This is a genomic window from Caballeronia sp., from assembly GCF_028292365.1.
In the GTDB taxonomy this organism is placed as follows: Bacteria; Pseudomonadota; Gammaproteobacteria; order Burkholderiales; family Burkholderiaceae; genus Caballeronia.
Window position 1 is genome coordinate 1 of record NZ_JAQGMM010000219.1, and the last position, 10,452, is coordinate 10,452.

The 10,452-nt window shown below is 59.3% G+C and carries 11 protein-coding genes and 1 pseudogene; 5 read left to right on the forward strand and 7 right to left on the reverse strand.

What is annotated here, in order from left to right:
• The 5 genes from JWR14_RS13345 to JWR14_RS13365 all read right to left on the reverse strand — a co-directional run.
• Positions 1 to 1,229, reverse strand: a 1,229-nt coding sequence (locus JWR14_RS13345; RefSeq protein ID WP_299707177.1) for a cbb3-type cytochrome c oxidase subunit I, incomplete at its 3' end; no start/stop codon positions are given.
• A complete protein-coding gene (locus tag JWR14_RS13350) occupies positions 1,219 to 1,788 on the reverse strand; it encodes a cytochrome C oxidase subunit II (protein WP_062093121.1) in 570 nt (189 codons plus the stop codon). The genes JWR14_RS13350 and JWR14_RS13345, both read right to left, overlap by 11 nt.
• The gene (locus JWR14_RS13355; protein WP_299707185.1) at positions 1,785 to 1,943 is read right to left on the reverse strand and encodes a hypothetical protein; all 159 of its coding nucleotides are present in this window, start codon (positions 1,941 to 1,943) and stop codon (positions 1,785 to 1,787) included. Before JWR14_RS13355 ends, JWR14_RS13350 begins: the two co-directional genes overlap by 4 nt.
• Before the next feature lie 7 nt (positions 1,944 to 1,950).
• Positions 1,951 to 3,165 carry a c-type cytochrome gene (locus tag JWR14_RS13360; RefSeq protein ID WP_299707203.1) on the reverse strand — a complete coding sequence of 405 codons (1,215 nt, stop codon included), beginning with the start codon at positions 3,163 to 3,165 and terminating at the stop codon, positions 1,951 to 1,953.
• 35 nt (positions 3,166 to 3,200) lie between these two features.
• Entirely contained in the window at positions 3,201 to 3,815 is a 615-nt protein-coding gene (locus tag JWR14_RS13365) for a c-type cytochrome (protein WP_299707206.1), read from the reverse strand.
• A 559-nt stretch (positions 3,816 to 4,374) separates the two neighbouring features.
• Between JWR14_RS13365 and JWR14_RS13370 the strand changes: the two genes are divergently transcribed.
• Positions 4,375 to 4,812, forward strand: a complete 438-nt coding sequence (locus tag JWR14_RS13370; RefSeq protein WP_299707188.1) for a carboxymuconolactone decarboxylase family protein — start codon at positions 4,375 to 4,377, stop codon at positions 4,810 to 4,812.
• A gap of 90 nt (positions 4,813 to 4,902) precedes the next feature.
• On the opposite strand, the gene JWR14_RS13375 is transcribed toward JWR14_RS13370, so the two are convergent.
• Entirely contained in the window at positions 4,903 to 5,229 is a 327-nt protein-coding gene (locus tag JWR14_RS13375) for a DUF4148 domain-containing protein (protein ID WP_299707191.1), read from the reverse strand.
• A 171-nt stretch (positions 5,230 to 5,400) separates the two neighbouring features.
• Positions 5,401 to 5,600: pseudogene (locus tag JWR14_RS13380) on the reverse strand (DUF305 domain-containing protein); the annotation flags it as partial.
• 294 nt (positions 5,601 to 5,894) lie between these two features.
• Here JWR14_RS13380 and JWR14_RS13385 point away from each other — a divergent pair.
• The 4 genes from JWR14_RS13385 to JWR14_RS13400 all read left to right on the forward strand — a co-directional run bounded on the left by JWR14_RS13385 (position 5,895) and on the right by JWR14_RS13400 (position 10,265).
• On the forward strand, positions 5,895 to 6,350 hold the full coding sequence (locus JWR14_RS13385; protein ID WP_299707193.1) for a (2Fe-2S)-binding protein: 456 nt from the start codon (positions 5,895 to 5,897) through the stop codon (positions 6,348 to 6,350).
• Between the two features lies 1 nt (position 6,351).
• The gene (locus JWR14_RS13390; protein ID WP_299707196.1) at positions 6,352 to 8,586 is read left to right on the forward strand and encodes a xanthine dehydrogenase family protein molybdopterin-binding subunit; all 2,235 of its coding nucleotides are present in this window, start codon (positions 6,352 to 6,354) and stop codon (positions 8,584 to 8,586) included.
• A gap of 11 nt (positions 8,587 to 8,597) precedes the next feature.
• Complete coding sequence (locus tag JWR14_RS13395; RefSeq protein ID WP_299707198.1) at positions 8,598 to 9,869, forward strand: cytochrome c; 1,272 nt, start codon at positions 8,598 to 8,600, stop codon at positions 9,867 to 9,869.
• Positions 9,870 to 9,992: 123 nt separating this feature from the next.
• Complete coding sequence (locus JWR14_RS13400; RefSeq protein WP_299707201.1) at positions 9,993 to 10,265, forward strand: hypothetical protein; 273 nt, start codon at positions 9,993 to 9,995, stop codon at positions 10,263 to 10,265.
• Positions 10,266 to 10,452: the final 187 nt, after the last annotated feature.

Genomic DNA, 10,452 nt, shown 5'->3' on the forward strand with positions numbered 1-10,452 from the left:
ATGAACCACAGCCACAACTGCTGGCGCATCAACTTCAAGTGCGTCATCGCGCGGCCAGTAAGATGCGGCCAGAGGTCATAGGCAATCGCGAAATACATGATGACGATCGCGCCCCCGAAGATCAGATGGAAGTGCCCTGTGATCCACTGCGTGTTGTGAATGGTCGAGTCAAGCTGGTAGCTCATGTTAATGATGCCGCCCGCCCCGCCGAAGCCAAGCATCACGAACGAAAACGCCAGCGCGAGCATCAGCGGATTGTCCCAGGGCAACGCCTTGATCCAGCCGAAGCTGCCCCGGCCGCCGCGCAAACGGGCCGCTATTTCAACCGACGCGCAGATGGTGAACACCGTCAGCAAGGTCGGCACCGCGACCAGCGCAGTGAACACCGAATGCATGAACTTGAAACCCGAACCGACTTGCGGATCGGCGAACAGGTGGTGAATGCCGATCGGCATCGAAACCACCAGGAACAGGATGAACGAGATACGCGCCATCGAATCGCTGTACAGGCGGCCACCGATCGCGCGCGGCAGGATCGTGTAATACGCTATATAAGCGGGCATCAGCCAGAAATAGACGATTGCATGTAGCGACCACGAGAAGAACACGCGGGCGAGTCCAGCGTCGATCGTCGTCTTGAAGCCCAGCGCGACTGGCAGGATCTGGAACAGGATCTCGATCGCCGCACCGACCGCTGTCCAGCCCCATAAATAGGCTCCGGCCAGGGTGGCGAACATCGCTAGAGGCACCGGCACCCCCTTATGCTCGCGCTTCCACACGGCAAGGTTGATCGACATCAGCGCGACCCAGATCCAGGAACCGACCACCACCAGCACAATGCCGATGTAGTAGAACGCGTTGCCGATCATCGGCGGATAGAAAGTGTAGAGGACCGAGGCCAGGCCCATCGCGACGGGGACCATTGCGGTGACCGTCCCCACGGCCACCAGGATGAAACCGACCCATGCCCAGCGTGCGCCGACCAGCGGTTTCTTCAGCGCCAGTTCGGTGACCGCGTAACCGAAGCCCATTGCGATCAGCGTGGGAAATACATAGGCCATGGCCGAACCATGCGCCGTGACCGAGCGATAGTAGAGCTCCGGATTCTTCAGCCACGGATGCAGCGGACTGCGCACCCACATCTGCCACGCGCCGAGCAGCAACGCGCCGCCGAAGCTGATGAAACCAAGCCAGAAATGCGCGAGAACGAGTCGCTTGCTATTTAACACAGCTGAGTCTCCGCGAACCGTTAGCGTTTGCCATCTTGAGGAAAGCCGTTTTATCGATCACCTTGACGTGCGCCCACATGCCCTGATGTCCCGTGCCGCAAAACTCATGGCATGGCATCAGATGCTCTCCGGGCTGCGTGAAGGTGCTCTTGAAGGTGGAGATATAGCCGGGCTCAAGCATCGAATTGATATTCGTGTTCGTGATCAGGAATCCATGCACGACATCCGCGCTGGTGGCACGAAAGGTGATGGGTGTATCAGTTGGTATGAGCAGGCATTGCGGCGTGAACGAATATTGCTGCGCGACAATTCGTACGGTAACCGAACCATCTGCTTCAACCGCGCTGCCCAGGTTGCTCTCGATGAATTCACCGCTAACGTTGAGCGTTTCAGGCCGCACCGTCTCCACTCTGGACGGCGGCATCATGGCCCAGTGCAGTCCGGTGAAGATCGTCATGGCGACCAGCACGCAGAGAATGATGACTACCAGAAGCGCCCACTTGCGCTCGATGCGCGCTGCAATATCGGCAGACGCATGCGACGGGTGTTCAGTGCTCATTGGATAACGCCGCGGGGTAAGAAAACGAAGAAATAAAACGCAAACCACAAGCCGATCACAATGGCCGTTGACACGCCCGCCAAAGCAATGGCGCCATGCGGGCCGTCTCGCACGATCTCATCGACGGCGGCATCTTCTTTCTCGGAATCAGTCATGACGTCCTCAATAAAGTGGGGCTGAGCGCAACGTGTTGACTTCCTTTTCACCAATCGGCGTGCCGTGATTTCCCCAGGCCGTGCGGATATAAGTGACCACCGCCGCGACCTCGACATCGGAGAGCGACTGAGCGAACGGCGGCATGCCATACGGCATCGGGTTCTTCTTCGTACCCGGCGCATAACCGCCATTCAGCACCATGCGAATGGGATTCACCGCCGACGTCATCTGGATCGACTGATTGTTCGCCAGCGGCGGGAAATGCGGCAGCTTGCCCTGCCCTTGCGACGCGTGGCATAGCGCGCATTGGGCGTCATAGATTTTCTTGCCCAGCGGCGAAAGACTGGTCTGCTGTTCGGCAACAGCGGCGGTGACCGGCGCAGGCTTGTCGCCGGCACGCGCAGGCAGCGTCTTCAGATAGACCGCCACGGCGCGAATATCTTCGTCCGTCAAATACTGGAAGCTGTCATACACGACCTCGGCCATGGGCCCATACACGGCGCCACGGTTCGACACACCCGACTGCAGCAGGTCCGAGATGTCCTCGATGCTCCAGTCGCCCAGCCCCGCTTCCTTATTCGACGTAAGCGAAGGCGCATACCAGTTCTGCACCGGGATCAAGCCGCCTTCGAAGCGCTTGGAGGGTGAATTGCCGCCTAGCGCATTGATTGCGGTATGGCACATCGTGCAATGGCCGAGCCCTTCAACCAGATAAGCGCCCCGATTCCATTCCACCGATTGTGTAGTGTCAGGCTGGTATTCACCGGGCTTCATGTACAGCATGCGCCAGCCATACAGCAATGAGCGCTGGTTGAACGGAAACCGCAATTCATGCGCACGATTAGGCTGATGAATGGGCGGCGTGGACAACAGGTATGTGTAGATTGCGTCCGAGTCGGCGCGCGTGACCTTGGTATAGGAGGCAAACGGCATGGCCGGATAAAGCAGCTCGCCGTCGCGCGACTTGCCGGTATGCATCATGGTGTAGAACTCAGCCGAGGTCCACTTGCCGATGCCAGTCTGCTTGTCTGAAGAAATGTTCGGCGTATAGAGCGTGCCGAACGGTGTTTCCATCCCGCGGCCACCACCGAATAGTTTGCCCGCGGGAACGGTATGGCACGCAATGCAATCACCGGCGCGAGCGAGATATTCGCCACGGGCAATCACCGCCGGATCGGCGGCTCGCGCATTCAACGTCACGACACAGGCGCAAAAAAGCATAAGGGCACGGAAACTGAGCACGTCTATTTCCTCGCCTATTGATTAGGTACGGTGCCGCACGCAAGCGGCATCTTGAGCGAGCCTGCCGCAACGGGCGCCGGATTCTCCGGCGCCGGCAGCGAAGCCAGGTACGCCGCGATAGCGGTGATGTCACGGTCGGCTAGTTTTGTAGCGATGCCATGCATGCAGTCGGGAGCAAGCGTGGTGCGCGTGCCGTAACGCCATGCGCCCAACTGTGCACTGATGTAGTCGGAGTGCAGACCCAGCAAGCCGGGAATGGCTGGCTCCATGCCGGTCAGCGCCGCACCGTGGCACGCGACGCATGCAGGAATCTTGCGCGACGCGGCACCCGTATTGACCAGGGTCTTGCCTAGCGCGAGCGTCGCCGTATCGGCAGTCACTGGCGCAGGCGCAGGAAATGGCGGATGCTCAGCGGCGAAGTATTCCGCAATTTTCATAAGATACGGGTCAGGCAAATACGCCAATAAATAATTCATTGGCGGGTACTTGCGACGACCGTCTCTAAAGGCGAGTAATTGGTTGTAGAGATAACCCGCGGGTTTGCCTGAGAGCCGCGGGTAATAGTCATTGCTTGTGCCTTCACCCTGCGCGCCATGGCACGCCGCGCACCCAAGCACGCGCGCCTGCATGGTGTCAGGCGCTTTTTCGGCCGGCGCCTCGCCAGCGGCGAGTGCATGCAGGCTTGAACCTGCGAGCAGCACTAGTGTTATGAGGACGCTGCGTATGCCCACCGTTGTATCCCTCGATCGGTTTTTTGTGTCTGCAGTATTTCGCTACAGCTAATTTTTTATAACCAACGCGACTGCTCTGGACAGTGAGCTTAAAGCACTTAAGCCAATTTGCCGAGCACTAAGATTCACATGATTTCATGCATTATTAATCATTATTGAGATGATTCAACATGCCGAAATACTGAGCTTGACCGTTCAATGATCCAAGTCAAGGAACGCGCACTATTTCCCGGACTTTGGCTTTTTCTTTAAGTGTTTCGCTAGGGAGAGGATGGCTGGCTGACGGATAGGCGAACCCCTGTTGGGTCGGCTGTCACTATAGAACAACCAAGCTTGGAGGTTTCGTCACTGGTTACCTGGAATTACGCAAAATCGGCTATTCATAAGGTCCAGTAAAGCGCCTATTCTTGTGCATGTCGCGTCGTATTGCGCACCCATCTAAATCGAAGGAGCCGTCGTGCAAACTCGTCTGGATTTCTACAAAGCCAAGCCGTCCGCCATCAAGACCCTGGTTGCGGTGGAAGAGTACATCGGTAAGTCATCGCTGGAAAAATCGCTAGCGGAACTGGTGCGCCTGCGCGCATCGCAGATCAATGGCTGCGCATTTTGTGTCGACATGCACACGACCGATGCGCGCAAGGGCGGCGAGACGGATCGCCGGTTGGCGGCCGTGGTGGTATGGCGTGAGACGCCGTTCTTCACGGACCGCGAACGCGCGGCGCTGGAATGGACCGAAGCGCTGACGCTGGTCTCGCACGGCCATGTACCCGATGCCGTCTGGGAAGCCGTGCAACCCCATTTCACTGAAGAAGAGATCGTGGACCTGACACTGCTGGTGACATCGATCAACAGTTGGAATCGCTTTGCGATCGCGTTCCGCAAGATGCCGGCCTGATCAAACGAGCATGGGGCAGACGATGAATCGGTCTGCCCCATGCTCACCACGCTGGGTCGTGGCTCGGTCATAACGTGCGGCTCGTGCGGCTCACGATCCCGCATAGATGTTGCAGAAGCTGACAGGGCCAACGCACGTTTCAGGGCTTTGCGTACCACTCATCCTCGCGCGCGGCGCGCTGGTGTTCGAGCCGGCGGCAACGCCGCCATACGCGCTCGCATTTTTCCGCTGATTCTCCGCCTGGTTCTGAAACACCGGCGGGACATCCGGGTACGATGAATTCGACACGTACTCCGAACCATTTTGCTGCGCTTCCACCAGTTGCTGATGGACTTCTGAACGGGTCAGTCCTTGCGCGAAAGCGCTTGATGAAACCAGGACGGCGGCGGACAACGAAAGCCAGGCAAGTGTCTTCATTTTCGACTCCAATAGGTTTAACGGGTTGGTATAAAGGCAAACCCATTTCCTGCCGGATTTATTCCTGAGTTATCAAAAATAATCAGACACACGTCTGCGCGGCACCATCAGCACTTCAAACAAACATGGCCATACCCAAGAAAAAACCGCAGGAGCATTGAATCACGCCCATTCCTGAGCTATCCGACGTAATTGCTCGTTGTGTCCATCGCGCAGTTCGGCCTGCGCCATATCGATTGCGCCTTGGTGATGCGGAATCATCATCACGGTGAAATCTCGATCGATGTCGCCGCTCGGCTTGATCAACATGCTGTCCATCTCCGTTGGCCGTCTGCTGCATGGGCCGGGGAGCGGGCTGAACCTAGCGCAATAGCGGCAACCAGGATCCCAGCGGCAGCGATGCATCGGGCGCGCAGAACTGTAATGAAATTGGAAGGCACGGAGATTCGCCTTGAAGAACGGGCGTCGTGGACATCAATGCCTGCGCCAACCCTTTCCACAACGCTTTATTCCACGATTTTTCTCAGTCGGCAAAAAAGCACCGGCAACGCGCAGCCAAGGCCTACAGGCGATTCAGCACGATTCAGCACGAATCGTCGTAATCTTGTATAAGGTTTCCGATTAAGAGCGACTATAAAAATCCCCCACGACAACTGGAGTTGCAGATGACGACGCTTTCCATCAACGGCGAATCTCACACGGTCGACGCCCCTCCCGACATGCCGCTTCTCTGGGTGCTGCGCGATCTGGTCGGTCTCACGGGCACCAAATTTGGCTGTGGTATCGCGCAATGCGGCGCTTGCACAGTCCATCTTGACGGTCAGGCCGTGCGCTCCTGCGTGCTGCCGATTGCAGCGGTGGGAACACGCAAGGTGACGACCATCGAGGCTGTCAGCACCACACCCGCGGGCAAGAAAGTACAGGAGGCATGGGTCGCGCTCGACGTGGTGCAGTGCGGGTACTGTCAGTCGGGTCAGGTGATGTCGGCGGCTTCGCTAATCGCCTCGAACCCTAACCCATCGGATGCCGATATCGACGCTGCAATGGCGGGCAACATCTGCCGCTGCGGTACGTACAACCGCATCCGTGCCGCGGTCAAGCACGCCGCCAAGGGGGCGTGACATGTCGCGAGGATTACTCGAAGCACAGAACCGCCGCGTACCCGACGGCCTGAATCGGCGCACATTTCTAAAGCTGGGGATATCGGTCGGCGCAGCAGTTGGCGGCGGCCTGATGCTGGGTTTCAGCCTGCCCGCGGCAAGCCAGGGCGAAGCGCCCAACGCTAAGTCGGTGATCGGCGGCGACGCCAACGAAGCGCCGCAAAGCGGTGTTTTCGAGCCCAACGCATTTGTGCAGATCGACGCAACGGGCAAGGTGACGCTGGTGATCCCGAAGGTCGAAATGGGCCAGGGAATCTACACGTCCATCCCCATGCTGATCGCGGAAGAACTGGAAGTGCCGCTGGACAGCGTGGTCATCGATCACGCGCCGCCCAATGAAAAGCTCTTCATGGACCCGCTGCTCGGCGGCCAGTTGACGGGCGGATCGACGTCGATCCGCTACGCATGGGAGCCCATGCGAAAAGCCGGCGCCACCGCTCGCGTGATGCTTATTTCTGCGGCGGCGCAGCAATGGCAGGTCGACCCGGCGTCGTGCCACGCGGAGAAAGGCGAAGTGGTGCATGCCGCGAGCGATCGCCGCATCGGCTATGGACAACTCGTCGATGCCGCCGCGAAACTGCCCGCTCCGCAGAACGTGCCGCTCAAAGACCCGAAGGATTTCAAGCTGATCGGGACCGCTGCCAAGCGTCTCGACTCGCCGGAAAAAGTGGACGGCACAGCAATGTTCGGACTCGATGTCCGGGTGCCGGGCATGGTGTACGCCGCCCTTGTGAATAGCCCGGTTTTCGGCGGTACGCTTGCCTCCGTCGACGACACCAACGCGAAGAAGATTCCCGGCGTTCGCCAGGTGATCCGGATCGACAACGGCGTGGCTGTGATCGGCGACCATACGTGGGCTGCCAAGCGCGGCGCGGCAGCCCTCGACATCAAATGGAACGAGGGCCGCGGTGCGGACTTTTCCACGGCCAAGGTAGTGCAGCAACTCGCCGACGCATCGAAGCGCGATGGCGCCGTGGCGCGCAAGGACGGCGACGTCAAGAAGGGCTTTAACGATGCCAAGACACGCGTTGACGCCGTGTACCAGCAGCCCTTCCTCGCGCACGCCACCATGGAGCCCGTGAACTGCACGGTGTCCGTGCGTAGCGATGGCTGCGATATCTGGGTCGGTACCCAAGTGCCCACGCGCGCGGTGGATACCGCCGTGAAAATCACCGGCCTCACCGCCGACAAGATCACCGTGCACAACCACTTGCTCGGCGGCGGCTTCGGGCGCCGGTTGGAAACCGATTTCATTGCCCAGGCGCTGAAGGTCGGCAAGCAAGTCGGCACGCCCGTGAAGGTCACCTACACGCGCGAAGAAGACGTCCAGCACGACATGTATCGCCCGTATTACTACGACGTCATCTCCGCCGGCCTCGATGCGAATGGCAAGCCAGTCGCGTGGCAACATCGCATAGTGGGGTCGTCCATCATGGCGCGGTTCGCCCCTCCTGCGTTCAAGAACGGCCTTGATCCTGATGCGGTGGAAGTTTCCGCGGACCTCCCCTACGATCTCCCGAATCAATTCATCGACTATGTGCGCGAGGAGCCCATGGACGTGCCCACCGCGTTCTGGCGCGGCGTAGGTCCGACTCGCGGAACCTTCGTGGTCGAAAGTTTCATGGATGAGCTGGCTGTGCAGGCGAAGGTCGATCCGGTGAAGTACCGCCACGACCTGCTGGGCAAGACCCCGCGCGCACAGAACGTGCTCGACGTCGCAGCCCGTGAAGCCGGCTGGGGCAACACCTTGCCCAAGGGCCAGGGACGCGGGGTATCGGTGATGCACGCGTTCGGCAGCTTCTTCGGCATGGTGGTGGACGTCACCGTGAACGGCGACGGCGAAGTGGCCGTGAACCGCGTGGTCTGCGCGGTGGATTGCGGCATGGTGGTCAATCCGAACACCATCGAGGCGCAGATCCAGGGCGGAATTATCTTTGGCATCACGGCAGCGCTTTACAGCGAGATCACAATCAAGGACGGCCGCGTCGAGCAATCCAACTTCACCGATTACCGGATGCTGCGGATCGATCAGACGCCGCCTATCGAGGTGCATATCGTCAAGAGCAGCGAGGCACCTGGGGGCATTGGCGAACCGGGTACGGCAGCACTTGCGCCCGCGCTGACCAACGCGATTTTTGCCGCTACCGGCAAGCGCTTGCGGCAGTTGCCCGTCGGCCGTCAACTGCAAAGCGCATGAGGGCACACACAATGATCAAACATCTTGTTGCCTCCCTCGCGCTCACGTTCAGCCTGCCCTTGCTGGCCCATGCCGCGGCGAACGACGATCCGTTGGTTGCCCGCGGCGCCTACCTCGCGAAGGTGGGTGATTGCGTCGCCTGTCACTCCGCGCCCAAAGGCAAGCCATTTGCCGGCGGCCTGCCGATGACCACGCCCATGGGAAAAATTTATACGACCAACATCACGCCCGACCCCGATACAGGCATTGGCAAATGGAGCGAGGAGGACTTCGAAAAGGCGTTGCGCCAGGGCGTGGCGAAGGACGGTCACAACCTTTATCCGGCAATGCCCTACACGTCCTATGCAAAGGTCCGCGACGACGACGTGAAGGCGCTCTATGCGTACTTCATGAAGGGGGTTGCGCCGGTGAACCAGGCGAACCGTACATCGGATATTCCGTTCCCGCTGAACATGCGCTGGCCGCTCAAGTTCTGGAACATGGTGTTCCTCGATAAAGGCGTTTATCGCGACAAGGACGGCAAGGATGTCGGGTGGAATCGCGGCGCTTACCTGATTCAGGGTCTGGGCCATTGCAGTGCGTGCCATACGCCTCGCGGCATTGCGTTCCAGGAAAAGGCGCTCGATGAAAGCGGCAGCGCGTGGCTCACGGGCGGTGTGCTCGACGGCTGGTTTGCGTCCAACCTGACGGGCGAGCAGAACGTTGGACTGGGGCGCTGGTCGGATGCTGACTTGACCACGTTCCTGAAGACGGGAGCGAACGCGCATGCGTCTGCATTCGGGTCCATGACGGATGTGATCAACCACAGCACGCAGGGTATGAACGATCAGGACCTGGCTGCCATGACGGCGTATTTGAAGTCGTTGCCGGCGGCGGGCGGTACGAACGCGCCGGCATACGCCTACGACCCGAAGGCCACCACGGCGCTGCTGCAACATCCGGCCAACGATGCAGGCGCGAAGGTTTATACCGCGTACTGCATGCATTGCCACGGGGTGGATGGCCACGCGTTCGCACCGCTGCTCGCGCCGTTGGCGGGCAATCCAAACGTGATGGAGAAGGATGCGTCGTCGCTGATCAACGTCACGCTGAACGGCACGCAGGACCTCGTGATACAAGGCATCCCCGCCGCGTATCCGATGCCGAAATACGCACCGGTGCTCAACGATCAGCAAATCGCCGATGTGCTCACGTTCATTCGCGCTGGATGGAACAATGGTGCACCAGCGGTCGGGGCGGCTGATGTCGCGAAACTGCGCAAGAGCACGCAGGCATCGCAGTAAGTTGTTACAGGCCTTGTCTAGAGCGGCGGTGGATTTTCAAGTCCACCGCCGCTTTGCGTAAACACATTGTTAGCCCGGCGTTCGCGGTCATAATAAGATTCCTCGAAGAACAGGGAGACGGCCATGCATCAAGACGTTGAAGTTGGCGACTATCTTCTGACTATAAACGTCGAGCCAAAATACGACCCGCCTGACGAAGAAAAGGTTATTGGTTATGGCGCCCGTGTGATGGTGACCCGGCATGATGGAACGCCGGTTCGAGGTTCGACGCACGCGGAAGATTCTGGCGACTTGACTGGTAATCACGGGCCTTACGTCACGGTCGCGGAAGCCGTTGCTCACGGCGAAGCATGGGGCAGGCACTTCGTCGCCCGCGTTTTGGGCGGAGCGGTCTAGCTTCTACTGTTTAACGCCGTTCCCTGAAGGCGGAGGTTTCCATGTGGGAAAGAATTGACTACAAAGGCTTTGAGATCTGGGTGCTGCCGATCCTTGCGTACGGACCTCCCACGCCAGACACCCCCTACCACTACAACGGGTACGTATGTCGACCCGGGGCCGACGTGCATCATGCCGGGCAACGCAC